Annotated in this window: 23 protein-coding genes and 1 riboswitch; of the genes, 17 read left to right on the top strand and 6 right to left on the bottom strand. The window is 57.8% G+C overall.

Features of this window, described 5'->3' with window-relative positions; all coding sequences use genetic code 11:
* Position 1: 1 nt before the first annotated feature.
* From baeR to ACCW71_RS04540, 8 genes are all read left to right on the top strand, one after another.
* Complete coding sequence (baeR, locus tag ACCW71_RS04575; RefSeq protein WP_436369901.1) at positions 2–709, top strand: two-component system response regulator BaeR; 708 nt, start codon at positions 2–4, stop codon at positions 707–709.
* A 267-nt stretch (positions 710–976) separates the two neighbouring features.
* Positions 977–2,359, top strand: a complete 1,383-nt coding sequence (trhP, locus tag ACCW71_RS04570) for a prephenate-dependent tRNA uridine(34) hydroxylase TrhP (RefSeq protein WP_436370165.1) — start codon at positions 977–979, stop codon at positions 2,357–2,359.
* A 221-nt stretch (positions 2,360–2,580) separates the two neighbouring features.
* Positions 2,581–3,480, top strand: coding sequence for a lipid kinase YegS (gene yegS, locus ACCW71_RS04565; protein ID WP_436369900.1), 900 nt, complete (start codon positions 2,581–2,583; stop codon positions 3,478–3,480).
* Between the two features lie 141 nt (positions 3,481–3,621).
* Positions 3,622–4,836 carry a D-mannonate dehydratase ManD gene (gene manD, locus ACCW71_RS04560; RefSeq protein ID WP_436369899.1) on the top strand — a complete coding sequence of 405 codons (1,215 nt, stop codon included), beginning with the start codon at positions 3,622–3,624 and terminating at the stop codon, positions 4,834–4,836.
* Between the two features lie 10 nt (positions 4,837–4,846).
* Entirely contained in the window at positions 4,847–5,857 is a 1,011-nt protein-coding gene (locus ACCW71_RS04555; RefSeq protein ID WP_436369898.1) for a Zn-dependent oxidoreductase, read from the top strand.
* A gap of 84 nt (positions 5,858–5,941) precedes the next feature.
* On the top strand, positions 5,942–7,225 hold the full coding sequence (locus tag ACCW71_RS04550) for an MFS transporter (protein ID WP_436369897.1): 1,284 nt from the start codon (positions 5,942–5,944) through the stop codon (positions 7,223–7,225).
* Between the two features lie 67 nt (positions 7,226–7,292).
* Complete coding sequence (locus tag ACCW71_RS04545; RefSeq protein WP_436369896.1) at positions 7,293–8,756, top strand: mannitol dehydrogenase family protein; 1,464 nt, start codon at positions 7,293–7,295, stop codon at positions 8,754–8,756.
* Between the two features lie 100 nt (positions 8,757–8,856).
* Positions 8,857–9,543, top strand: a complete 687-nt coding sequence (locus ACCW71_RS04540; RefSeq protein WP_436369895.1) for a GntR family transcriptional regulator — start codon at positions 8,857–8,859, stop codon at positions 9,541–9,543.
* 45 nt (positions 9,544–9,588) lie between these two features.
* On the opposite strand, the gene thiD is transcribed toward ACCW71_RS04540, so the two are convergent.
* A complete protein-coding gene (gene thiD / locus ACCW71_RS04535) occupies positions 9,589–10,389 on the bottom strand; it encodes a bifunctional hydroxymethylpyrimidine kinase/phosphomethylpyrimidine kinase (RefSeq protein WP_436369894.1) in 801 nt (266 codons plus the stop codon).
* Positions 10,376–11,173: a hydroxyethylthiazole kinase gene (thiM, locus tag ACCW71_RS04530; protein ID WP_436369893.1), complete on the bottom strand. Its 798-nt coding sequence runs from the start codon at positions 11,171–11,173 to the stop codon at positions 10,376–10,378. Before thiM ends, thiD begins: the two co-directional genes overlap by 14 nt.
* Before the next feature lie 34 nt (positions 11,174–11,207).
* Positions 11,208–11,304, bottom strand: a riboswitch (TPP riboswitch).
* Between the two features lie 309 nt (positions 11,305–11,613).
* Here thiM and ACCW71_RS04525 point away from each other — a divergent pair.
* Both ACCW71_RS04525 and ACCW71_RS04520 read left to right on the top strand, forming a co-directional pair.
* Complete coding sequence (locus ACCW71_RS04525; protein WP_436369892.1) at positions 11,614–11,811, top strand: hypothetical protein; 198 nt, start codon at positions 11,614–11,616, stop codon at positions 11,809–11,811.
* Positions 11,812–11,899: 88 nt separating this feature from the next.
* Complete coding sequence (locus ACCW71_RS04520; protein ID WP_436369891.1) at positions 11,900–12,859, top strand: AEC family transporter; 960 nt, start codon at positions 11,900–11,902, stop codon at positions 12,857–12,859.
* Positions 12,860–12,914: 55 nt separating this feature from the next.
* On the opposite strand, the gene ahpF is transcribed toward ACCW71_RS04520, so the two are convergent.
* Both ahpF and ahpC read right to left on the bottom strand, forming a co-directional pair.
* The gene (gene ahpF, locus ACCW71_RS04515; protein WP_436369890.1) at positions 12,915–14,483 is read right to left on the bottom strand and encodes an alkyl hydroperoxide reductase subunit F; all 1,569 of its coding nucleotides are present in this window, start codon (positions 14,481–14,483) and stop codon (positions 12,915–12,917) included.
* A gap of 75 nt (positions 14,484–14,558) precedes the next feature.
* Positions 14,559–15,122, bottom strand: a complete 564-nt coding sequence (gene ahpC / locus ACCW71_RS04510; RefSeq protein WP_436369889.1) for an alkyl hydroperoxide reductase subunit C — start codon at positions 15,120–15,122, stop codon at positions 14,559–14,561.
* Positions 15,123–15,340: 218 nt separating this feature from the next.
* Between ahpC and ACCW71_RS04505 the strand changes: the two genes are divergently transcribed.
* Positions 15,341–15,796 (top strand): N-acetyltransferase family protein, encoded by a 456-nt coding sequence (locus tag ACCW71_RS04505; RefSeq protein WP_436369888.1) that lies wholly within the window; start codon positions 15,341–15,343, stop codon positions 15,794–15,796.
* Here the strand turns inward: ACCW71_RS04505 and apbC are convergent.
* Entirely contained in the window at positions 15,793–16,905 is a 1,113-nt protein-coding gene (gene apbC / locus ACCW71_RS04500) for an iron-sulfur cluster carrier protein ApbC (RefSeq protein WP_436369887.1), read from the bottom strand. The two genes, ACCW71_RS04505 and apbC, sit on opposite strands and share 4 nt — an antisense overlap.
* A 164-nt stretch (positions 16,906–17,069) precedes the next feature.
* Between apbC and metG the strand changes: the two genes are divergently transcribed.
* The 6 genes from metG (at position 17,070) to sanA (ending at position 24,183) form a co-directional block, all read left to right on the top strand.
* Positions 17,070–19,103, top strand: a complete 2,034-nt coding sequence (metG, locus tag ACCW71_RS04495) for a methionine--tRNA ligase (RefSeq protein WP_436369886.1) — start codon at positions 17,070–17,072, stop codon at positions 19,101–19,103.
* 172 nt (positions 19,104–19,275) lie between these two features.
* A complete protein-coding gene (locus ACCW71_RS04490) occupies positions 19,276–19,668 on the top strand; it encodes a CidA/LrgA family protein (protein WP_436369885.1) in 393 nt (130 codons plus the stop codon).
* On the top strand, positions 19,661–20,353 hold the full coding sequence (locus ACCW71_RS04485) for a CidB/LrgB family autolysis modulator (RefSeq protein ID WP_436369884.1): 693 nt from the start codon (positions 19,661–19,663) through the stop codon (positions 20,351–20,353). Before ACCW71_RS04490 ends, ACCW71_RS04485 begins: the two co-directional genes overlap by 8 nt.
* A gap of 119 nt (positions 20,354–20,472) precedes the next feature.
* Positions 20,473–21,363: a cytidine deaminase gene (cdd, locus tag ACCW71_RS04480; RefSeq protein WP_436369883.1), complete on the top strand. Its 891-nt coding sequence runs from the start codon at positions 20,473–20,475 to the stop codon at positions 21,361–21,363.
* 268 nt (positions 21,364–21,631) lie between these two features.
* Positions 21,632–23,329, top strand: a complete 1,698-nt coding sequence (locus ACCW71_RS04475; RefSeq protein WP_436369882.1) for an NAD-dependent malic enzyme — start codon at positions 21,632–21,634, stop codon at positions 23,327–23,329.
* A 134-nt stretch (positions 23,330–23,463) separates the two neighbouring features.
* The gene (gene sanA / locus ACCW71_RS04470; RefSeq protein ID WP_436369881.1) at positions 23,464–24,183 is read left to right on the top strand and encodes an outer membrane permeability protein SanA; all 720 of its coding nucleotides are present in this window, start codon (positions 23,464–23,466) and stop codon (positions 24,181–24,183) included.
* A gap of 401 nt (positions 24,184–24,584) precedes the next feature.
* On the opposite strand, the gene mglC is transcribed toward sanA, so the two are convergent.
* Positions 24,585–25,595 (bottom strand): galactose/methyl galactoside ABC transporter permease MglC, encoded by a 1,011-nt coding sequence (mglC, locus tag ACCW71_RS04465; RefSeq protein ID WP_436369880.1) that lies wholly within the window; start codon positions 25,593–25,595, stop codon positions 24,585–24,587.
* Positions 25,596–25,598: the final 3 nt, after the last annotated feature.

Here is a 25,598-nt window from a genome sequence, read left to right as displayed (position 1 = left end):
TATGAGCATGGAAACCCCCGATCCGCTGATTCTGGTGGTCGAAGATGAACCCAAACTGGCGCAGCTGATGATCGATTATCTGCACGCCTCCAATTACCGCACCCACCACATCGCCGACGGCAACGCGGTGCTGGAGTATGTGCGCCAGACGCCGCCGGACCTGATGCTGCTGGATCTGATGCTGCCCGGCACCGATGGCTTAACGCTGTGCCGCGAAATCCGCCGCCACTCTGAGCTGCCGATTATTATGGTCACCGCCCGCACCGAGGAGATCGATCGGCTGCTGGGGCTGGAGCTGGGCGCGGATGACTACATCTGTAAACCCTTCAGCCCGCGCGAAGTAGTAGCGCGGGTCAAAACGATTCTGCGTCGGGTAAAACGCGCCGCGGAAGAGCCGCAGGCCAGCTCGTTACTGCGGGTTGATGAGAGTCGCTTCTTTGCCAGCTGGCGCGAACAGCCACTGGATCTCACCCCGGCGGAGTTCCGGCTGCTGAAAACCCTGTCGCTGGAACCGGGCAAAGTTTTTTCGCGCGAACAGCTGCTTAACCACCTCTATGATGACTATCGGGTAGTCACCGATCGCACCATCGACAGTCATATCAAGAATCTGCGGCGCAAGCTGGAGAACCTCGACAGCGAGCAGCCCTTTATCCGCGCGGTCTACGGCATGGGCTATCGCTGGGAAGCCGACGCCTGTCATTTGATCTAGTTTGATCCCGATCAATTTACTTCCCTTTTCTCACTGCCTACAATTCCGCACCTTTTGCAGGGCTTAGAGCCTATCCCAGTAGGCGTAATTGTTGCAGGCAGTCTGGACACGGACAGCGCGGAACAACCGGAGCGTACACGTAGTACGTGAGGATTGTGAGCACTGCCCAGGTTCAGACTGACAAATAAAATAGCCGAATGGGATAGGCTCTTAACGGCCCTGCACCTGCTGCCTGTGGCGGCATACTGACCTGACATCAGTGAGACAATCATGAAACCCGAACTGCTTTCCCCCGCCGGTACGCTGAAAAACATGCGTTACGCCTTTGCCTATGGTGCCGACGCAGTCTATGCCGGCCAGCCGCGCTACAGCCTGCGGGTGCGCAACAACGAATTCACCCATGAGAATCTGACGCTCGGCATCAACGAAGCGCACGCGCTCGGCAAAAAGTTCTATGTGGTGGTGAACATCGCGCCGCATAACGCCAAGCTGAAAACCTTTATCCGCGACCTGACGCCGGTGGTGGCGATGCAGCCCGACGCGCTGATCATGTCCGATCCCGGCCTGATTATGCTGGTGCGTGAGGCTTTTCCGGCAATGCCGATCCATCTGTCGGTGCAGGCCAACGCGGTCAACTGGGCCACGGTAAAGTTCTGGCAGCAGATGGGGCTGAGCCGGGTGATCCTGTCACGCGAGCTGTCGCTGGAGGAGATCGCCGAGATCCGTCAGCAGGTGCCGGAGATGGAGCTGGAAGTCTTTGTTCACGGCGCGCTCTGTATGGCCTACTCCGGCCGCTGTTTGCTGTCGGGTTACATGAACAAACGCGATCCTAATCAGGGCACCTGCACCAACGCCTGCCGCTGGGAGTATAAGGTGGCCGAGGGGCAGCAGGATGAGGTCGGCAACATCGTCGGCATCCACCAGCCGATCGCGGTGCAGGAGGTGACGCCAACGCTGGGCGTCGGCCAGCCCACCGACAAGGTGTTCTTGCTGGAAGAGAAGATGAAACCCGGCGAGGTGATGAGCGCGTTCGAGGATGAGCACGGCACCTATATCATGAACTCGCGGGATCTGCGCGCGGTGGCCCACGTGGAGCGGCTCAGCGAAATGGGGGTGCACTCCCTGAAGATTGAGGGGCGCACCAAGTCCTACTACTACTGCGCCCGCACCGCTCAGGTCTACCGCCGGGCGATTGACGACGCCGCGGCCGGTAAGCCCTTTGACCCGTCACTGCTGGTGACGCTGGAAGGGCTGGCGCATCGCGGCTATACCGAAGGCTTCCTGCGTCGCCACACCCATGACAGCTACCAGAACTATCAGCAGGGCTTTTCCGTCTCCGATCGCCAGCAGTTTGTCGGTGAATTTACCGGCGAACGCCGCGGCGAGTGGGCCGAAGTGGCGGTGAAGAATAAGTTTCTGCTGCACGACAGCCTGGAGATCATGACGCCCAACGGGAATCTGCTGTGCCAGCTGGAGCGGCTGCACAATGCGCGTGGCGAGCCCACGGACGTTGCGCCGGGTGACGGCCACCGCGTCTGGCTGCCGGTGCCAGAAGAGGTGGATCTGCGTTTTGCCCTGCTGCTGCGCAACTTTGATCAGGGTGAAGATACCCGCGCTCCGCATAATCCTTTACCAACAGAAACATTTTGATGAAATCAGAACAGGATCACAGACCCCTGCCGGACACTGCTTTATAGTCCCGCCTGCTGCTAACGAGTAACAACAAACGGCTGTTTTATCAGGAACCACCTCATTTACCCGCCCGGCTCCCCCGTGCGGGTTTTCTTTTTTCTCCCTTTCGCCAATAATTTTCTGCTGACAGCTATGCTATAAATCCCCCTCTTACCCTGTCGATCTTCAAGGAATATAGAATGGACAAAAAACCGCTTACGCTGCTGATCCTCAACGGGAAAGGCGCGGGAAATGATGATCTGCGTGACGCTATCACTACCCTGCGCGAAGAGGGATTCGATATTGCGGTGCGTGTCACTTTTGAAAAAGGTGACGGCGACCGCTACGTCAAAGAGGCTATTGCGCTTCAGGCGGAGACCGTGGTGGCGGGCGGCGGCGACGGCACCATCAATGAGATCGCCACCGCGCTGGCCGCCTCACAGGATGATCATCGCCCGGTGCTCGGCATCCTGCCGCTCGGCACCGCCAACGACTTTGCCACCAGCGTCGGCATCCCGGAAGAGATGGAACCGGCGCTGCGCCTGGCGATTCAGGGCAAAGCCAGCACCATCGATCTGGCCAGGGTCAACCAGAGTCACTACTTCATTAATATGGCGACCGGCGGTTTTGGCACCCGCATCACCACTGAAACCCCGGAAAAGCTCAAGTCCGCGCTAGGCGGCGTCTCCTACTTTATTCACGGTCTGATGCGCATGGATACCCTGAAGCCCGATACCTGTGAAATCAGCGGTCCCGATTTCAGCTGGCAGGGCGACGCGCTGGTGATTGGTATCGGCAATGGCCGTCAGGCCGGTGGCGGCCAGCGGCTGTGCCCCTCCGCCCTGATCAACGATGGCCGGCTGGATGTCAGCATTGTCACCGCCCAGGAGCTGCTGCCAACGTTGCTGCACTCGCTGACCGGGGATGATGACAATCCCGGCATTGTCACTGCCCAGCTGGCGTCGCTGTCGATCCGTTCACCCCATGAGATGACCTTTAACCTCGATGGCGAGCCGCTCTCCGGCCGGGAATTTGAAATTGAGGTGATGGCGGGCGCGCTGAGCTGCCGCCTGCCGCCGCAGTGCGCCCTGCTCGCCTGACACCACATCCGGGGCGAAAGCCCCGTTTTTTTGCCCCTGAGAGACTCTGTGATTGCGTTCACAACTCTGCCAGCCTGACTTGTATGGTAGTATTAAAGAGCGTACTTTTTCATCATCGTAAGCTGATCCAGGGCAAACAGGATGAAAATTGTTAAGGCTGAAGTCTTTGTCACCTGCGCAGGCAGGAACTTTGTTACCGTTAAAATCACCACCGATCAGGGTCTGACCGGCATCGGCGACGCCACGCTGAATGGCCGCGAGCTGCCGGTCGCCTCCTACCTGAAAGATCACGTCTGTCCGCAGCTGATTGGCCGCGATGCCCATCAGATTGAAGACATCTGGCAGTACTTCTATAAAGGTGCCTACTGGCGTCGCGGTCCGGTCACCATGTCCGCTATCTCCGCCGTTGATATGGCGCTGTGGGACATCAAAGGCAAAGCGGCCAACATGCCGGTTTATCAGCTGCTGGGCGGCGCATCACGCAGCGGCGTGATGGTCTATTGCCACACTACCGGTCACTCCATCGATGAGGTGATGGATGACTACGCGAAGCACAAAGAGCTGGGCTTTAAGGCGATTCGCGCCCAGTGCGGCGTGCCGGGCATGAAAACCACCTACGGCATGGCGAAAGGCAAAGGCCTGGCCTATGAACCGGCGACCAAAGGCAACTGGCCGGAAGAGCAGCTCTGGTCAACGGAGAAATACCTCGATTTCACCCCAAAACTGTTCGCCGCCATTCGTGACCGCTTTGGTTTTGATGAGCATCTGCTGCATGACATGCATCATCGCCTGACGCCGATTGAAGCGGCGCGCTTTGGCAAGAGCATCGAAGATTACCGCCTGTTCTGGATGGAAGATCCGACCCCGGCCGAGAATCAGGAGTGCTTCCGCCTGATCCGCCAGCACACCGTCACGCCAATTGCGGTAGGCGAAGTGTTCAACAGCATCTGGGACTGTAAGCAGCTGATAGAAGAGCAGCTGATCGATTATATCCGCACCACCATCACCCACGCGGGCGGCATTACCGGTATGCGCCGTATCGCCGACTTCGCTTCGCTCTATCAGGTGCGCACCGGCTCCCACGGCCCGTCCGATCTCTCGCCGATCTGCATGGCGGCGGCGCTGCACTTTGACCTCTGGGTGCCGAACTTCGGTGTGCAGGAGTACATGGGCTTCTCTGAACAGATGATGGAGCTGTTTGAAGCTAACTGGACCTTCGACCAGGGCTACATGCATCCGGGCGACAAGCCGGGCCTCGGCATTGAGTTCAACGAGAAACTGGCGGCGAAATATCCCTATGAACCCGCCTATCTGCCGGTTGCCCGTCTGGAAGATGGCACCCTCTGGAACTGGTAAGGAGACTCTGATGAAAAGCGTTGTGATTGAACAGCCAGGCAAACTGGTGGTGGCTGAACGCCCTCTGCCCCAGCCGGCCGCAGGCGAAGTGCGGGTTAAAGTGGCTTATGCCAGTATCTGCGGCTCTGATGTGCATATCTGGCACGGGCATAATCCGTTCGCCAAATATCCGCGGGTGATTGGTCATGAGTTTTTCGGCGTGATCGACGCGGTGGGCGACGGTGTCGACGCGGCGCGACTCGGTGAGCGTGTCGCGGTCGATCCGGTGGTGAGCTGCGGCCACTGCTATCCCTGCTCGGTGGGCCGCCCCAACGTCTGTACCTCACTCCAGGTTATCGGGGTGCATCGTGATGGTGGCTTCAGCGACTACGCGCTGGCCCCGGCAAAAAATGCCTGGCATCTGCCGGATTCTATTCCCGACAAGCTGGCCAGTCTGATAGAGCCCTTTACCATCGCTGCCAACATTACGGCGTTTCTCAAGCCGCAGCCAGAGGATGTGGCGCTGATTTATGGTGCCGGTCCGATGGGGCTCACTGCGATCCAGGCGCTGAAAAACGTCTATAAAGTGAAAAAGGTGCTGGTGGTGGATCGCCTGCCGGAGCGTCTGACGCTGGCCCGACAGAACGGTGCCGATCAGCTGTTTGATAACAGCGACATTCCGCTGGCCGCCCAGCTGGAAGGGTTGCAGCCGACGCTGATTATCGACGCGGCCTGCCATCCGACCATTCTGGCCGAAGCCGCGGCGCTCGCCTCACCGGCGGCCCGTATCGGTCTGCTGGGTTTCTCCGGCGAGCCGAGCACCGTCACCCAGCAGAGTCTCACCAGCAAAGAGCTGTCGCTGTTTACTTCCCGTCTTAACAGCAACCGCTTTCCGCAGGTGATTGAGTGGATGGACAAAGGGCTTATCCAGCCAGAGAAGCTGGTCACGCACTACTTCCCGCTTGAGGAAGTGGAGCGTGCCATGACCCTGTTCGAAACCGATCCGCGCACCTGCTGCAAAGTGATCCTGCAAATGGGCTAATCCCCCTTTCTGAACACCAGGTGTCCTGAGCCGGTGTGTACCCGCCGGCATCATTAAAAAGAGAAAACAGATCACGGAGTTTTTATGTTCAAGAATCTGCGCTGGACCCTCGTTTTACTGCTGTTCCTGGTTTACATGATCAATTACCTCGATCGTGTGGCGTTGTCGTTAACCGTGCCGCTGGTGGAAAAAGATCTGATGATTAATGCTGAGCAGTTCGGCATGATCTTCGGCAGTTTCTTCTTCGGCTACGCCCTGTTCAATTTTGTCGGCGGCCTCGCCACCGACAGATTTGGACCGAAAATTGTGCTGGCGGTGGCGGTCGGTGCCTGGTCGATTTTCTGCGGCATGACCGCGCTAGCCACCGGTTTCTGGTCACTGCTGATCCTGCGTATTCTGTTCGGGATGGCGGAAGGCCCTATCTGCTCCTCGGCCAATAAAGCCATCAATGGCTGGTTCCCGAAAAAACAGGCGGCGACCGCGATGGGCCTGCTCAGTGCCGGTTCCCCGCTCGGCGGCGCGGTGGCCGGACCGATCATCGGCTATCTGGCCCTGGCCTATGGCTGGCGTCCGGCGTTCGTTATCGTCTGCTGCATCGGCCTGGTGTGGATGACGTTCTGGCTGTTTTTCGCCGCCGATAACCCGGCGAAAAGCAAACGGGTAAGCGAAGAGGAACGGCTGCTGATTGAGCGTCTGAAAGCGACGAACCCGAATGAGGAGGTCGATTTATCCGAGACGCCGCATCCGTTTGGCTACTACCTGCGCCAGCCGATCATCCTGGTGACCGCGTTTGCCTTCTTCTGCTACAACTACATCCTGTTCTTCTTCCTGAGCTGGTTCCCGGCCTACCTGGTGCAGGCGCACGGCCTGGACATCAAATCCATGAGCATCACCACCATGATCCCGTGGATTGTCGGTTTTGTCGGGCTGGCGCTGGGTGGCTGGATCTCCGATAAAATTTTCAACATCACCGGCAAGCTGTTGTTGTCGCGCAAAATTGTGCTGGTGGTCTCACTGCTGGCGGCGGCAATTTGTGTCGGGCTGGCGGGTACGATAAAAGAGGTGGTTCCCGCCGTCATGATGATGTCGGTCTCGATCTTCTTTCTCTATATCACCGGCGCAATCTACTGGGCGATTATTCAGGATGTGGTGCACAAGAGCCGCATCGGCAGCATCAGCGGCTTTATCCACCTGGTGGGTAGCCTCTCCGGCATTATCGGCCCGATTGTCACCGGTTTTATCGTCCAGCACACCGGTAAGTTTGACAGCGCCTTTATCCTGGCCGGCTGTGTCGCCGCGCTGGGGGCGTTCCTGGTGCTGTTTGTGATCCGCAGTCCGAAAACCCAGGATAAACCGGTTTCGGTCTGAGAGTTGCTCCGCTAACAGATGTCTGATTTCGGGGTGCTACGCGCCCCGTTTGCCATAAGGATGGATTATGTTACAGATTGACCGCCTGCCCGCTGAGGTTCAGCGTCCCACTTACGATCGCAGCAAATTAAAAACCCGCATGGTACATATTGGTTTTGGCGCGTTTCACCGCGCCCACCAGGCGATGTGCAGCGACAAGCTGGCAGAAGAGCATGGCAGCGACTGGGGTTATTGCGAAGTGAATCTCAATAGCGGTGCGCTGATCCAGGCCTTACGTGAGCAGCAGCTACTTTATACCCTCACCGAGATGGCAGATGCGTCACTGCATACCCGGGTGATTGGCGTAATCACGGAGGCGCTGCATGGCAAAAGCGACGGGATTGAAGCGGTGATCAACGCCATGAGCCAGCCTGATGTGGCGATTGTATCCATCACCGTGACGGAAAAAGGCTACTGCCACCAGCCTGCCAGCGGCAATTTAAATCCTGACCATCCTGACATCCTGCACGACCTGCAAAATCCACAGACGCCCCGCAGCGTGCCGGGCCTGATTCTGGCCGCGATTCGCCGTCGCCAGGCGCAGGGGCTGCCGCCTTTTAGCGTGATGTCGTGTGACAACATGCCGGAAAATGGCCACGTCACCCGCAACGTGATTACCCAGTTGGCGAAACGCCAGGAGCCGGCGCTGGCGGACTATATTGAGCAGCATGTTACCTTCCCCTCTACCATGGTCGATCGTATCGTGCCGGCAATGACCGATGCCGCATTTAATGCCCTGAACGCGCGTCTCGGGACAGAAGATCCGGTGGCGGTTGAGGCGGAACCCTTTTTTCAGTGGGTGATTGAAGATAACTTCGTCAATGGCCGTCCGGCGTGGGAAAAGGCGGGTGCGGAGCTGGTCAGCGATGTCCTGCCCTATGAGGAGATGAAACTGCGCATGCTGAATGGCAGCCACTCCTTCCTGGCCTATCTCGGCTTCCTGGCGGGTTATGAGCACATCAGCGACTGCGTGGCCGATCCCCATTTCCGCGCCGCCGCCCGTTCACTGATGATCGATGAGCAGGCACCGACCTTACGCACCCAGGGCGTGGATCTTCATGCCTATGCCGACTCGCTGATCGCCCGTTATGAAAACCGTGCCATCAAACATCGCACCGGACAGATTGCCACCGACGGCACGCAGAAGCTGCCACAGCGCATGCTGGACAGTCTGCGCTGGCATCTGCAACGCGACAGCCAGTGCGAACTGCTGCTGCTCGGCGTGGCGGGCTGGATGCGCTATGTCGGTGGTAAAGATGAACAGGGCCAGCCGATTGAGATCCGCGACCCGATGAAAGCCAGGCTGGCGGAATGCGTCGCCAGCAGCGAAGAGGGCGAAGCGCGGGTGCGGGCGTTACTCGCCCTGCGCGAGGTATTTGGTGACGATCTGGCGCAAAACGCCACGGTGGTCGCCCGCCTGACCCACTGGTATCAGCAGCTGCTCAGCCAGGGCGCGCGCGCCACGGTGCATCACTGCCTGAACCGCGGCTGACGGCGTTGCAACAAAGCGCTGGCGCAGACGCAGTGCGCTGATTAGACTGACGCTTTCCCATCACGCTGGCCGCTGTCAGCCGTCATATGGATATTGTTGCATGTCGATCGCCTATACCATTACTACCAGCGAACCGGTGAATCAGCAGATTTATCGTTATCTGCGTAAAGACATCGTGACCTGCGCGATTCAGCCGGGATCGCTGCTTTCGGAAAAAGAGGTCTCGGCACGGTTTAACGTTTCACGCCAGCCGGTGCGTGAAGCGTTCATTAAGCTGGCAGAAGCCGGGCTGGTACAGGTCCTGCCGCAGCGCGGCACCTTCGTGCAAAAAATCTCCGCTAAGCGGGTAGCGGATGGCCGTTTTATCCGGGAGGCGGTGGAAGTTTCGGTGGTGCGGCGCGCGGCGCTGGAGATCGCTGAGCCAGCGCTGATGGCGCTGGAACATAATCTGCAACTGCAACGGATGGCCGCTGAACGGCATGACAGCCAGGCCTTTCTCAGCCTGGATGATGAGTTTCATCGCCTGATCGCCGAAAGCATCGACTGTAAGCTGGCGTGGGAAACGGTGGAAAATATCAAAGCGACCATGGACCGGGTACGCTTTCTGACGCTGAGTGAAGTCTCACCGCCGGAAAGCGTCATCGGTCAGCACGAAGAGATCTATGCCGCCCTGAAGCGTCATGACGCGGACGCCGCGGAAGCCGCCATGCGTCGTCATCTTCAGGAGATGATCTTCTCCATCACCCCCATCGCCGAGCGCAACAGCGCCTGGTTTGACGCGCCGTAACCTGTGGCCCGCGTTGCCTTTACGCAACAAGGCGGGCCTGTTCAGCTACCACCACTGATGAAAATGATGCACCGGTCCGATGCCCTTGCCGACCTCCAGTGAATCGGCCTGCAACAGCGCCTGCTGTAGCCAGTTTTTCGCCTGCCCTATCGTGCCGGCCCAGTCAGTATGACGCGGACGCAACGCGGCCAGCGCGGCAGACAGCGTACAGCCGGTTCCGTGGGTGTGCCGGGTATCTACCCGCTGGGTACTAAATCGCTGTTCCCCTGCGGGGGTCAACAGCCAGTCCGGGCTCTCCTGCGCGGTCAGATGGCCGCCCTTCATTAATACGGCCTGACAGCCCAGCGCCAGCAATGCCCGCCCCTGCTCCCGCATTTCTGTTTCATCGGAGGCGATGGCGCAATTGAGCAACGCCGCCGCTTCCGGCAGATTAGGGGTGATCAGCGAGACCTGAGGGAGCAACAGTTCACGTACGCTGGCAATCGCATCCGGTGAGAGCAGCGCGTCACCGCTTTTGGCGACCATGACCGTATCCAGCACCACAAACGGAATATCGGCACGCCTCAGCCGGTGGGCAATCTGCTCCACAATCGCCGTTTCTGACAGCATGCCGATTTTTGCGCTGTCGATGCGCACGTCGTCGAGCACCGAGTCGAGCTGGGCGGCGACAAACTCAGGGGCAATGCGATAAACAGACTGCACGCCGCAGGTGTTCTGCGCCACCAGCGCGGTGATGACGCTGGTGCCATAGGCCCCCAGTGCCGAAAAGGTTTTCAGATCGGCCTGAATGCCCGCGCCGCCGCTGGGATCGGTACCGGCAATGGTCAGCGCATTAATGCGTTTCATGGTTCACCTCCAGCGTCCAGAGCGCATCAAGAAACGCCGTGGCAAAGCTGCCCGGTCCGGCTGAACACGCCGCCGCCACCTCGCCCGCCCGCGCCATCACCTGACAGGCCGTAGCGACATTGAGCAGCCGATCGCCTGACAGACTGCTGAACGCCGCTACCACCGCCGAGAGTGCGCAGCCGGTGCCAACTACCCGCGTCATTAACGGGCTGCCGCCGCCGATCGCCAGCGTCCGCTGCCCGTCAGTGGCGTAGTCCACTTCACCGGTGACAATCACCAGCGTCTGCCAGCGCCGGGCAAGCTGGTGCGCGGCATCCAGCGCCGCATCCGCCTGGTGCAGCGTATCGACACCGCGCCCGCCGCTGGCCTGCTGCGCCAGCGCCATAATCTCTGAGGCATTGCCACGGATCACCGCCGGTTGCTGGCTCAGCAGCTGCTGGCAGAATTCAGTGCGCAGCGCCAGCGCGCCAACCGCCACCGGATCGAGCGTCCAGGGCGTTCCCGCCTGGTTAGCCGCCGTCACGGCCGCCTGCATCGCCTGCTGGCGCTCACGGGTTAAGGTTCCCACATTAATCAGCAACGCATCCGCAAAGCCGCTGAACTGCGCGGCTTCATCGGCATCGATAACCATCGCCGGTGAGGCATTCAGCGCCAGCAGTACGTTGGCGGTAAAGTTCTGGACTACGTCATTGGTCAGGCAGTGCACCAGCGGTGACTGGCGGCGAAAACGGTGCAGAATGGGCGCGAACTGCGCGGCAGAAAGGTGTTGAGACGGATGTGTCATCGTAGCTCCCAACCGGCGAACAAGAAGGCGAATGCGGTCAGGCATCAGACTTCCCTACGCTGGCATTATCCAGATCAGGTAATACGGGTATTTCTCAGCCTTCACGAAGAAGGGCACCCCGAGTCGTGTTACGGTTTGCAGCATAAGGAAGCACCGCGGTGAAAGCAAGCCGCGCCGGGTCACTAAATCGTCAATGCTGAACCCTTCTGTATGATCCCGATCAACGTTTGCCTGGGTAAAAAGAGGCTTAATGCTGCGGGTCACGGAACTACCTCTTTATAGGTATACGCTATTTTTTATCCCGCTGGATAATCATTTCCGCAGCCCCAACGACCACCTCATAATAATTAACCTGCTCGTAATAACATCGTAAAAAAGCATCTTATTTCATGGAGTTAAGAAACTCCTGAAGCGGAACTTCATACTATTCAGGATGTATGATGCGATTTTTAGCGCTTATTCCACACCGCCACCGATGGCGGGACATGACCATCGAACGTCTGGGTGCCATCGCGCCAGATGGCAGGCGTTATCTTTCCACCTATATTTCCGCCCGCTGCGCTGGCTGCGGTGAAATTATCCATCGCGTCTATTATCGCGATATCAGCGACCAGCAGGCGCGGCGCTGGCTGGGGTAATCCCGCTCCGCTGGCTGAGGAACCAGTTAACAGTTAGTTAGCAATTTGTTAGTCTGCTCACTATTCGCTGTCCGATCAGACTCTCTCTATGCCACAGCTGTTAGCCAGCCTGACTCATCAGATTTATCTGTCAGCCCCGCTGTTTATCCTGATCCTGCTAGGATACTGCCTGACGCGCCTCGGAAAATGGCCCGCCAGCATCAGTGAAGGGATGAACCGCTTTGTTTTCAACGTCGCGCTGCCCTGCATGCTGTTCCGGGTGATGAGCACCTTCTCGCAAAGCCCGCCGGTTGATGCGCGCCTGCTGCTGGCTTTCTTCGGCAGTTGTTTACTGGTGTTTATCGTCGGCCGCTGGCTGGCGACGCGCCTGTTCAACCTGGATGGCGTAGCGGCCTCGGTGTTTGCGCTGGGCGGCATCTTTTCCAATAACGTGATGCTGGGGATCCCGGTGGCGACGGTGCTGCTCGGCTCATCCGCCCTGCCCTCGGTCGCGCTGGTGCTGGTGTTCAACAGCCTGATCCTCTGGACGCTGCTGACCGTCTCGGTCGAGTGGGCAAAACAGGGCAGTTTCTCGCTCCAGGGGATAGGCCGTACCTTCGCGGGCGTGCTGAAAAATCCGTTAATCATCGGCATTCTTGGCGGCACGGCCTGGAGCTTTCTGCAACGTCCGCTGCCAGCGCTCGCGGCGGAACCGCTGCGGATGCTGGCCTCGCTGGCCGCGCCCCTGTCGCTGGTGACGCTGGGGATGAGTCTGGCGCACTATCGGGTGCGGGATGGGCTGAAAGAGAGCTACACCCTCTGTCTGCTGAAGCTGGTGCTGCAACCGATGACGGTATGGGCGATCGCCTGGCTGATCGGGTTGCCGCCGCTGGAGAGTAAAGTGGTGGTGCTGCTGGGATCGATGGCAGTGGGGGTCAATGTCTACCTGATGTCACAGAAATTCAATGTGATTACCGGCCCGGCGGCGGCCAGCATGCTTTTCTCTACCCTGTTTGCCGCAGTGACCACGCCACTCTGGATGATGCTGATGACGCTGGCGGGCTATTAAAAAAAAGCCCCCCGACATCGCTGTCGGAGGGCTGTTATCAGGCTTATCGCTGCACTCAGTCAGTGGATTTGGTACGAATCAGATAATCAAAGGCGCTCAGCGAGGCTTTTGCGCCTTCGCCGCTGGCGATGATGATCTGTTTGTACGGCACGGTGGTGCAGTCACCTGCGGCGAAGACGCCTTTCAGGCTGGTTTCGCATTTGGCGTCGATAATGATCTCGCCCATTTTATTGCGCTCGACCGACCCTTCCAGCCACGGGGTGTTAGGCAGCAGGCCGATCTGGACGAAAATACCGGAGAGCGCCAGATGATGGCTGGTCTGGGTGGTCCGATCAAGATAGTCCAGCCCGGTCACTTTGCTGCCGTCGCCTTTCACTTCGGTGGTCTGCGCGTTGAGGATGACATCAACGTTTTTCAGGCTACGCAGCTTATCCTGCAATACCTTGTCAGCGCGCATTTCACTGGCGAACTCCAGCAGGGTGACATGTTCGACGATGCCAGCCAGATCGATAGCCGCTTCCACACCGGAGTTACCGCCGCCGATCACCGCCGTACGCTTGCCTTTAAACAGCGGACCGTCACAGTGCGGGCAGTAGGTAACGCCTTTGGTGCGATACTCTTCTTCACCCGGCACACCCATGTTACGCCAGCGCGCACCGGTCGCCAGGATGATGCTGCGTGATTTCAGCACCGCGCCTGACGCGGTTTCGATGGCGTGCATTCCGCCCTCTTTCGTGGCCGGGATCAGTTTGATCGCGCTCTGGCTCTCAATCACATCAACGCTGTAATCATCGACGTGCGCACGCAGTGCACCTGCCAGTTTTGCCCCTTCGGTCTTCGGCACGGAGATATAGTTTTCAATATCCACGGTGTCGAGCACCTGGCCGCCAAAGCGCTCGCCCAGCAGTCCGGTGCGGATACCTTTACGCGCCGAGTAGATCGCCGCCGCTGCGCCCGCCGGGCCGCTGCCGACAATCAGCACGTCATAGGCGTCACGTTTGTTCAGCTCTTCCGCCGCACGCTTGTCCGCGTTGGTGTCCACTTTGCTGACGATTTCCGCCAGGCTCATGCGGCCCTGACCAAACTCTTTACCGTTAAGGTAAACCGCCGGAACGCCCATTACGTTACGTTCCTGGATCTCGTTCTGGAACAGACCCCCGTCAATCGCGGTGTGGCTGATGCGCGGGTTAAGCACTGCCATCAGGTTCAGCGCCTGAACCACGTCAGGACAGTTATGGCAGGAGAGCGAATAGTAGGTTTCGAAGTGCAGATCGCTGTCCAGCGCCGCAACCTGGTCCAGCAGACTTTGCGCTTCTTTGGAGGGATGCCCACCGGTCTGCAACAGCGCCAGCACCAGTGAGGTAAATTCGTGACCCAGTGGCGAACCGGCAAAACGCGGACCGCTGTTCGAGCCTGGGTTGGTGATCAAAAATGAAGGCTTGCGGACCTGACGATCGTTCTCTTCGCGGAAACTGACCTTGTCAGACAATCCGGCAATATCAACCAACAGTTCACGGATCTCGGTTGATTTTTCGCCTTCATCCAGGGTGGCGATCAACTCAACGGGTTTGGTGAGTTTCTCAAGGTAAGCCTTGAGTTGCGTCTTCAGATTTGTGTCGAGCATAGTGATGTCCTGGTCAAAAAATCGGGTGCCGAAGCACCCGATAGAAGAATGGTCGGTCGAAAGGCCGCAGCGGAATTAGATTTTGCCAACCAGGTCCAGAGACGGAGCCAGCGTTGCGTCACCTTCTTTCCATTTTGCCGGGCAGACTTCACCTGGGTGTGAAGCGACGTACTGAGCCGCTTTCACTTTACGCAGCAGGTCAGAGGCGTCACGGCCAATGCCTTCCGCAGTGATTTCGATCGCCTGGATAACGCCTTCCGGGTCAACGATGAAGGTACCACGGTCAGCCAGACCTTCAGCTTCACGCATGATTTCGAAATTACGGGTCAGCGCGCCAGTCGGGTCGCCGATCATCGCGTATTTGATCTTCGCGATGGTGTCAGATGAACCGTGCCAGGCTTTATGGGTAAAGTGGGTGTCGGTTGAAACGGAGTAGATGTCTACGCCCAGTTTCTGGAACTCTTCATAATGATCCGCCACGTCGCCCAGTTCGGTCGGGCAGACGAAGGTGAAGTCAGCAGGATAGAAGAAGAACACACTCCATTTACCTTCAACGTCTTTCTCGGTTACATCGATGAATTCGCCGTTTTTGAATGCTGCGTTTTTGAACGGCTTAATTTTGGTATTGATAATAGACATCTGTGGCCTCCGTTAAAATATGTGATGCAGGTTACATAATTTTCGGGCCAACATCTAATACGCAGACGTTATCAATCTGATTCACGAAAGCTATCAAACGCTGAAAGCCTCATGCTTTCTGGCCCAGCGGACAGTGTACCGCGATTTACCAGGCCGCTTTACCTTTTTGCGCGGATCGCTGCTAGCTTTGTAAGACCGGATTAAAAGGGAGCTGACCTGTGGAGATTCGTCCGTTTACTGAAGCCGATCGTCCTTTTCTGCGCACGCTGTTTCTGGCGACGCGGCGGCATAACTGGCGCTGGCTGGATGGCAGCGAGTGGCAACTGGAAGATTTTGATAGTGTGATCCTCGGCGAAACCGTGCTGGTGGCCGAATGTGACGGCCAGCGCGTCGGCTTTGCCGGCCTGCTGGAGAACGATAATTTTCTGCACAGTCTCTATGTTGATCCCGACTGGCAGGGACGCGGCGCGGGCAGCGCGTTGCTGGAAGCGGTTCAGGCGCGCTTCACCTCAACCGGGGCGCTGAAGTGCCTGCAAAAGAATAAGGCGGCACAGGCGTTCTATCTGCAACATGGCTGGAAGATGATTTCACAGGGGGAAGGCGAGCATGGCGGCTATGTGCTGATGCACTACCCGCTGGCGTCTGAATACACCAGCGGGTCGGGGCGGGCTTAAAGCGCGCGGAAGGCGATGTCGCCGGGGATCACTTCGCCCTGCCAGTAAAGCTGGGCCGCGACCCGGCCAGCCAGCTGGCGATAGAGCGCGGTAAATTCACTCTCCGGCCGACGGATCACCGTGGGCTGACCCTCATCGAGATCTTCGCGCAGGTCAATGTGCAGCGGCAACTGCGCCAGCAGCTGGGTATGGTAATCCTCCACCAGCCTCTGCGCGCCGCCGGTACCGAAGATCGGCTCATGGAATCCGCACTGGCTGCAAATATGCAGGCTCATATTTTCCACCACGCCCAGTACCGGCACGCTGACTTTCTCAAACATCACCAGCCCTTTACGGGCATCAATCAGGGCGATGTCCTGCGGCGTGGTCACCACCAGCGCGCCGGTGACCGGCACGTTCTGCGCCAGCGTCAGCTGAATGTCGCCGGTGCCGGGCGGCATATCCAGTACCAGATAGTCCAGCTCCGGCCAGAGCGTTTCGTTCAGCAACTGCATCAGCGCCTTGCTGGCCATCGGCCCGCGCCACACCATCGCATTGTCATCCGTGACCAGATAGCCAATCGAATTGGTCGCCAGGCCGTGCGCCATAATCGGAGCCATATGGGTGCCATCGGGCGAGGTCGGCCGCTGATCCTCGGTGCCAAGCATATTCGGCACGGAGGGGCCATAAATATCGGCGTCGAGAATACCCACCCGCGCGCCCTCTGCCGCCAGCGCCAGCGCCATGTTCACCGCGGTGCTTGACTTGCCGACGCCGCCTTTACCGGAGCTGACCGCAATAATGTTTTTAACGCCGTTGACGCCTGGCTGGTTTTTCACCCGCTTCAGGGTGGCAATCTCATGGCTGAGCCGCCAGTCGATGGCGCGCGCGCCGGTGCGTCGCAGCAGATCTGCGCTAACCTGCGCCTTCAGCTCGTCGAAACCGCTGGCCCAGGCAAACGGCATCATCAGCTCAATGTGCAGCGTACCGTCGAGCAGCGCCACGTGATGCAGCGCCTTCAGCGCGGTGAGATTCTGTTTAAGGGTCGGATGCTCAAAGCCTCTTAACACGCCGGCTACGATGGCGCGCAATGCTTCAGGCGTATGCGGTTCCCGGGATTGTCCTGTCATCCCCCACTCCTTATTTCTGCTGTGCTTACGCTGTATTTCAGCGAGGTATTGTCAATAATATCAGATGACCACGGCTTCGCGGCGAATCCCTTGTGTTTACGCAGCAGAAGCCTTCAGTTACCATCTAAGCCCGTTTTTTCAATCAACAGAAAGCTACGCAAACTATGACTCAAGTCGCTAAAAAAATTCTGGTAACGTGCGCGCTGCCTTACGCGAACGGTTCAATTCACCTCGGCCACATGCTCGAGCATATCCAGGCAGACATTTGGGTGCGTTATCAGCGAATGCGTGGCAATCAGGTCTATTTCATCTGCGCCGATGATGCACACGGTACGCCAATCATGCTGAAAGCGCAGCAGCTGGGTATTGCGCCGGAGCAGATGATCGCTGAGATGAAGAGTGAGCATGAAGCTGACTTTGCCGGTTTCAACGTCAGCTATGACAACTATCACTCGACCCACGGCGACGAAAACCGTCAGCTTTCTGCGCTGATTTACGGTCGTCTGAAAGAGAACGGTTTTATCAAGAACCGCACCATCTCTCAGCTTTATGACCCGGAAAAAGGGATGTTTCTGCCGGACCGTTTTGTTAAAGGCACCTGCCCGAAATGTAAATCCGCCGATCAGTATGGCGACAACTGCGAAGTGTGCGGCGCGACCTACAGCCCGACCGAGCTGATTGAGCCAAAATCGGTGGTTTCAGGCGCGACCCCGGAACTGCGTGACTCCGAGCACTTCTTCTTTGATCTGCCGTCGTTCAGCGCCATGTTACAGGCCTGGACCCGCTCCGGTGCGCTACAGGAGCAGGTTGCCAATAAGATGCAGGAGTGGTTTGAATCGGGTCTGCAACAGTGGGACATCTCCCGCGACGCGCCCTATTTCGGCTTTGAAATTCCCGACGCGCCGGGTAAATATTTCTATGTCTGGCTGGACGCGCCTATCGGCTATATGGGTTCTTTCAAGAACCTGTGCGACAAGCGTGGCGACATCGATTTTGACGAATTCTGGCGCAAAGATTCCACCACCGAGCTGTATCACTTTATCGGTAAGGATATTGTCTACTTCCACAGCCTGTTCTGGCCAGCGATGCTGGAAGGCAGCAACTTCCGCAAGCCGACCAACCTGTTTGTTCACGGCTATGTCACCGTCAACGGTGCCAAGATGTCGAAGTCGCGTGGCACCTTCATCAAGGCCAGCACCTGGCTGCAACATCTGGATGCCGACAGCCTGCGCTACTACTATGCGGCGAAACTCTCTTCGCGCATCGACGATATTGACCTCAACCTGGAAGATTTCGTCCAGCGGGTGAATGCCGACATCGTGAACAAAGTGGTTAACCTGGCTTCCCGTAACGCCGGTTTTATCACCAAACGCTTTGACGGTAAGCTGGCCGCCGAGCTGGCCGATCCGGCGCTCTACCAGACCTTTGTCGACGCCTCAGAGAAGATCGGTGACGCCTGGGCAAGCCGTGAATTCAGCCGTGCCATCCGTGAGATCATGGCGCTGGCTGACCTGGCGAACCGTTATGTCGACGAACAGGCTCCGTGGGTGGTGGCGAAGCAGGAAGGCCGCGACGCCGACCTCCAGGCGATCTGCTCAATGGGGATCAACCTGTTCCGCATTCTGATGACCTGGCTGAAGCCGGTGCTGCCATCCCTGAGCGCCCGTGCCGAGGGCTTCCTCAACAGCGAACTGAGCTGGGACGCGATTGCCCAGCCGCTGCTGAATCATCAGGTTGCGCCATTTAAAGCGCTTTACAGCCGCATTGAGATGGCGAAGGTTGAGGGACTGATTGAGGCGTCGAAAGAGGATGCCGCCGCAGCCAGTGCGCCAGCCGCGAGCGGTCCGCTGGCGGAGTCGCCAGTGGGTGACACCATCACCATCGACGATTTCGCCAAAGTCGATATGCGCGTGGCGCTGATTGAGCAGGCGGAACTGGTGGAGGGTTCAGACAAGCTGCTGCGTCTGCAACTCGACCTGGGTGGTGAAAAGCGTCAGATCTTCTCCGGCATCCGTGCCGCCTATCCCGATCCCTCTGTGCTGGTCGGTAAAATGACCATTATCGTGGCCAACCTTGCGCCGCGTAAAATGCGCTTTGGCATCTCTGAAGGGATGGTGCTGTCAGCGGGTCCGGGCGGGAAAGATCTGTTCGTGCTGTCGGTTGATAGCGGTGCCGTACCGGGTATGCCGGTTAAGTAAGATTGTTTAGCCCTTCGCGCCTCCCGCAGGCGCGAAGGGCGTTTCCCGTCCGCGTTCCTCTCTCTGACCTCTTCTCCCGACGCCCCTGTCCGACAGCGCCTCCTGAATGTGATCGCTAGCACGCTAAGCGGTTAATGCGTATGATGAAGCTCAGTAAAAACAGGAGCCTGCCATGCTGACCGTACTCTCTCTCTGCGGCCGCTATCTTCGCGCCTTTCTGATTATTTATCTCTGCCTGTACAGCGGAATGGGCATCGCCGCGCTGCTGCCGATCAAGTTGCCTGGCAGCATCCTTGGGATGCTGATTCTGTTTGCCCTGCTCGCCTCGCAGATCCTGCCGGTCAGCTGGGTTAAACCGGGCTGTCATCTGCTGATTCGCTATATGGCGCTGCTGTTTGTGCCGATCAGCGTGGGCGTGATGAGCTACACCGATATTCTCTCCGCGCAGTTTGGCCCTATCGTCATCTCCTGCGTGGTCAGCACCTTCCTGGTACTCTCCATCGTCGGGCTCAGCGCCCATCAGCTACACAGCCGCCGTCCGGTCAGGGAGCCAGGGGATGAGTGAAATATGGTGGTCACTGCCGCTGACGCTGGCGGCCTTTTTTCTGGCGCGCAGGCTGGCGATGCGGCTGAAGATTTCGCTGCTGAATCCGCTGCTGGTGGCGATAGCGATAATCATCCCGATCCTGCTGCTGTTGCAGCTGCCCTACTCGCGCTATTTTGCCGGCAGTCAGATTCTGAATCAGCTGCTGCAACCGGCGGTGGTGGCGCTGGCGCTGCCGCTCTATGAGCAGATGCATCAGATCCGCGCCCGCTGGAAATCGATTATTGGCGTCTGCTTTATCGGCAGCCTGACCGCCATGATCTCCGGCACAGCCATCGCCCTGTGGCTCGGGGCTACGCCGGAAATCGCCGCCACCATTATGCCGAAGTCAGTGACCACGCCTATCGCGATGGCGGTCGCTGGTTCACTGCACGGTATTCCTGCCATCAGCGCGATCTGTGTGCTGATTGCCGGGGTGCTGGGCGCGGTGTTCGGCCATATGCTGCTGAATCTGCTGGGCGTGAAATCCAAAGCTGCGCGCGGGCTGGCCATCGGCAATGCGTCGCACGCGCTCGGCACCGCACGCGCCGCCGAACTCGATTATCAGGAAGGGGCGTTCAGCTCACTGGCGCTGGTGATCTGCGGCATTATCACTTCCCTGCTGGCACCGTTTATTTTTCCGCTGCTGCTGCACTGGTTCAGCTAAAACTTTGCGAGAGATCTCGCAAAGTTGAAACATGCAACAGAGGTTACATTGTCAGAGCGATACAGATCACATATAAACCGGTGACTGGTACATCGTCCTGCTGAATTTATGAGGCTATCATGCACTCTCGTTTTCTCTCTGCCTTCGAGGCGTTACCGTCAACCCTGCAAACCGCGCTGGCGCCGCTGCTGAACGATGCCAGCTTTCAGGCGGTGCTGAGCGCCGATCAGGTCGCTCTGCTCCAGCAACAGACGCAGATGGACGCGGACAGCCTGGCGCTGGCGCTGCTGCCGCTGGCGGCATCCTGTGCGGTGGCGACCGTGTCGCATTTCAACGTCGGCGCCATCGCCCGTGGCGTCAGTGGCAACTGGTATTTCGGTGCCAACATGGAGTTTGTCGGCGTTCCGATGCAGCAGACGGTGCACGCTGAACAGAGCGCGATCACCCACGCCTGGCTGCGCGGCGAGCGGCAGCTGGAGACCATCACCGTTAATTACACGCCGTGCGGACACTGCCGTCAGTTCATGAACGAACTGAACAGCGGCACCGCTATTCGAATCAGCCTGCCTCAGCGCGCCATCAGCACCCTGGCCGATTATCTGCCGGATGCCTTTGGCCCGCGCGATCTCGACATCACCACTCTGCTGATGGACGAGGTGGATCACGGCTATGTGGCCGAGGGGGATGCGCTGGTACAGGCCGCTGTCGCGGCAGCCAATGCTAGCCACGCGCCTTACAGCCAGTCCCACTGCGGCGTCGCGCTGCTGACCGCTGACGGCTCGATAGTCGCTGGTCGCTATGCGGAAAACGCCGCCTTTAACCCGAGCTTTCCGCCGCTTCAGGCCGCGCTGGTACTGCTGAATATGCAGGGTGGCGATGCGCGCCAGATAAAAAAAGCGGCAATCGCCGAAGTGGAAAATGCCACATTAAGCCAGTTCGCCGCCACGCAGGCGACGTTACAGACTTTGGGTTGCAGTGAGCTGCTGCCGGTGACGCTGTATAAAGCATAACCCGCTGTCAGAGAGAGCACAGTTTTGTGAGCTTTTATGAACAAACGCTGTACTTCTGCGGGAAATTTCATAGGATCTGGCGGCAGAATTCACGTCATTACAAATTACTCTGAATAATTCAGGTTGCAGGATGGCAGCAGGGACGTGAATTTTTCGCAGCGGCGACCCCGTCGCTGCCGCACCTGCATTCTGAGCTATAACGGGTAAGAAAACTGGCGCTACCTTTCCGGCGTGACGCCAGACAACACTGCAACCGGAGCATCACCGCATGGAACTCGACTACGAAAGTAAACGCCCGCTTTATATCCCTTATGCTGGCCCGATTTTGCTGGAATTTCCCCTGCTGAACAAAGGCAGCGCCTTTACCCTCGAAGAACGCAACGAATTCAACCTCAATGGTCTGCTGCCCGAAGCGGTGGAATCGATTGAGGAGCAGGCGCAGCGTGCCTGGCGTCAGTTTCAGGACTTCAAAAACAATAACGATAAGCACGTCTACCTGCGTAACATTCAGGACACCAACGAAACGCTGTTCTATCGGCTGCTGGATAACCATCTCGAAGAGATGATGCCGATTATCTACACCCCGACCGTCGGCGCGGCCTGTGAGCACTTCTCAGAAATCTACCGCCGTGCGCGTGGCGTCTTTATCTCCTACCCGAACCGTGACCGCATCGAAGATATGCTGCAAAACGCCACCAAGCAGAATGTGAAGGTGATTGTGGTGACCGATGGCGAACGCATTCTGGGACTGGGCGATCAGGGGATCGGCGGGATGGGTATCCCGATTGGTAAACTTTCTCTGTATACCGCCTGTGGCGGCATCAGTCCGGCCTACACCCTGCCAGTGGTGCTGGATGTCGGCACCAACAACCAGCAGTTGCTGAACGATCCGCTCTATATGGGATGGCGTCATCCGCGCATCACCGGCGAAGAGTATGATGAATTCGTTAACGAATTTATTCAGGCGGTAAAACGCCGCTGGCCGAAGGTGCTGTTGCAGTTTGAAGACTTCGCCCAGAAGAACGCGATGCCGCTGCTGAACCGCTACCGTGAAGAGGTCTGCTGCTTTAACGATGATATTCAGGGCACCGCCGCCGTCACCGTAGGCACGCTGATTGCGGCCAGCCGCGCGGCGGGCAGCCGTCTGTGCGAACAGAAAGTAGTGTTCCTGGGTGCCGGTTCAGCGGGTTGTGGTATCGCTGAGCAGATCATCGCGCAGATGAAGTCAGAAGGTCTGAGCGACGAGGAAGCGCGTGGTCGGGTGATGATGGTGGATCGTTTTGGTCTGCTGACCGACAAGCTGCCAAACCTGCTCGATTTCCAGAGCAAGCTGGTGCAGAAGAGCGAAAGCCTGCAACACTGGGATGTGACCAGTGATTCAATCTCGCTGCTGGACGTGGTGCGCAATGCTCAGCCCGATATTCTGATTGGTGTCTCTGGTCAGCCGGGTCTGTTCACTGAAGAGATCATCCGCGAGATGCACAAACACTGTAAGCGTCCGATTGTGATGCCGCTGTCGAACCCGACTTCACGAGTGGAAGCGACGCCAGCCGACATTATCGCCTGGACCGACGGTGCCGCGCTGGTCGCTACCGGCAGCCCATTCTCGCCGGTGAGCTGGAACGGTAAAACCTATCCGATTGCCCAGTGCAACAACTCCTACATCTTCCCCGGCATTGGATTAGGGGTAATCGCCTCAGGTGCCAGCCGCGTTACCGACACCATGCTGATGACCGCCAGTCGCGCCCTTGCTGACTGCTCGCCGCTGGTTAACGAAGGTGAAGGTCCGGTGCTGCCTGAAATCAAAGATATTCAGGGCGTATCGAAGATTATCGCGATGGAAGTGGGCAAAGCCGCACAGCTGGCGGGTGTCGCCGTGGTGACGTCTGAAGATGTGCTGTCACAGGCGATAGCCAATAATTTCTGGCTGCCGCAATACCGTCATTATCGTCGTACCTCGATCTGATCCACCGCTGCCGGACCTCTTAGGGTCCGGCAGTGTTCAAAAAGAGCACAGCCAGCCGGCACTAACTTGCTTCGCTGCGGCAGCTCAAGTAGCCTTGTCCCATCTCAAAATTCTTATATCGAGTCTCCAGGCGCATGCTGAAACGGGTTCTCATTGGTCTGCTTTTCATCATCTTACTGATGGTGGCAACCGCGCTCGGCCTTGATCGCTGGATCAGCTGGAAAACCGCGCCTTTTATCTACGAAAACGTCGCCTCGCTGCCGCATCGTCAGGTAGGCGTGGTGTTAGGTACGGCCAAGTATTACCGGACCGGCGTCATCAATCAGTATTATCTCTATCGCATGCAGGGCGCGCTGAACGCCTATAACAGCGGCAAGGTCAACTATCTGCTGCTGAGCGGTGACAATGCCCAGCAGAGTTACAACGAACCGATGACCATGCGCCGCGATTTGATCAAGGCCGGGGTCGATCCAGCCGACATCGTGCTGGACTATGCCGGATTCCGCACACTGGATTCGATTGTTCGCACCCGCAAAGTCTTCGATACCAATGACTTCATTATCATCACTCAGCGTTTTCACTGTGAGCGCGCGCTGTTTATCGCCCTACAGCTGGGAATTCAGGCGCAGTGTTATGCGGTGCCCTCACCTAAAAATATGCTCAGCGTGCGCTTCCGTGAAGTGGGTGCCCGCCTCGGCGCGCTGGCCGATCTCTTTCTGCTGAAGCGCGAACCACGCTTCCTTGGCCCGCTGGTGCCGATTCCCGCGGTACGCGAAGTGCCTGAGGACGCGCAGAGTTACCCTGCGGTGACGCCAGAACAGCTGCTGGAGCTCGAGCAGAAGTTGAGGAAGTAAAAAGAGCGACGCTGAAGTCCGCTCTTTGGCTATCGATAAGATGCAGGTGCAGGCGATTACGCACCTCATCCCTGAGGTACGCCCGTAAACGGGCCAACGCTTTGCTACAGGCGTATGCTCCCATCGCTTTGAGTTGGTTAGCCGTCTGTTTAAATTTGCTGGAGCTAAAGTGAATCTGACAGCAATGACTAAGCTCAACGCGCAGGGAACCGGGTCAGAAGAGGAAAGCGTCCCGCGTCAGGGACGACGCGGGCCGAGCGTGTCAGGGATGACGGCTTTTGCGTCTTTCCGATCTGACCCGGTTCCCTGCGCAGGCTCCGCCTGACAGCAACGACTAAAACACCCTGCCCCAAAAATAGAAAAAGCGACCCAGAGGTCGCTTTTTTTCGTACGGCAGAACGTTACTTCTTACGCGAATATTTCAGTGAATCCAGCGCCACGGCGAAAATAATGATGCCGCCCTTAATGATGTACTGCCAGTAAGGGTTAACGCCGATATAGGTCAGACCGTAGTTGATCACGGTGAAGATCAACACACCGGTCACCACGCCCGCCACGCTACCAACACCACCGGCGAAGGAGACGCCGCCGACCACACAGGCCGCAATCGCATCCAGCTCATACATAAAGCCGAGGTTGTTGGTGGCAGAACCGATACGGCCCGCTTCCAGCATCCCGCCAAAGGCGTAGAACACCCCTGACAGCGCATAGATCATGATCAGGTTCAGGTTGACGTTAACACCAGAGACTTTCGCCGCTTCCGGGTTGCCGCCGATAGCAAAAATGTTTTTGCCAAAGCGGGTTTTGTTCCACAGCACCCAGACGAAGACGATCGCGATCACGGCGTAGAAAGTGATAAACGACAGTTTAAAGTCGCCGAACCGCAGGAAGCCCTGCGTGAACTTAGAGAAACCGGCGTCAAAACCGGCAATCGGTGAGGCACCGACAAAGTCGTAATAGAGTGAGTTGATACCGTAAACGATGATCATCGTACCCAGCGTGGTGATAAATGGCGTCACCTTCAGGTAAGCAATGATCACCCCATTCACCAGACCAATCACGCCGCCAATCACGCAGACGGTCAGGATCACCAGCGGAATTGGCACAGTATCCAGCGTCGGGAACACTTTGTTGGCGTTATCCATCGCCTGCAACAGCGTGGCGGCCACCACCGCCGCCAGACCAACCTGACGTCCGGCTGACAGGTCGGTTCCCTGGGTCACAATCAGGCCCGCCACACCCAGTGCAATAATAATACGCACCGAAGATTGGGTCAGAATGTTACTCAAGTTCATTAAACTTAAAAAGGTCGGGTCCTGGAAAATAATAATGGCCAGCAGTACCAGCAGCACGACATAAATGCCGCCCTCTTTTAACCAGGTTAGCGCATTCTTTTTTGTAGTCGCTTTCATGTT

The sequence above is a fragment of the Pantoea sp. C2G6 genome (assembly GCF_051336815.1).
Taxonomy (GTDB): domain Bacteria; phylum Pseudomonadota; class Gammaproteobacteria; order Enterobacterales; family Enterobacteriaceae; genus Pantoea.
This window is presented reverse-complemented; position numbering and strand designations above follow the sequence as displayed.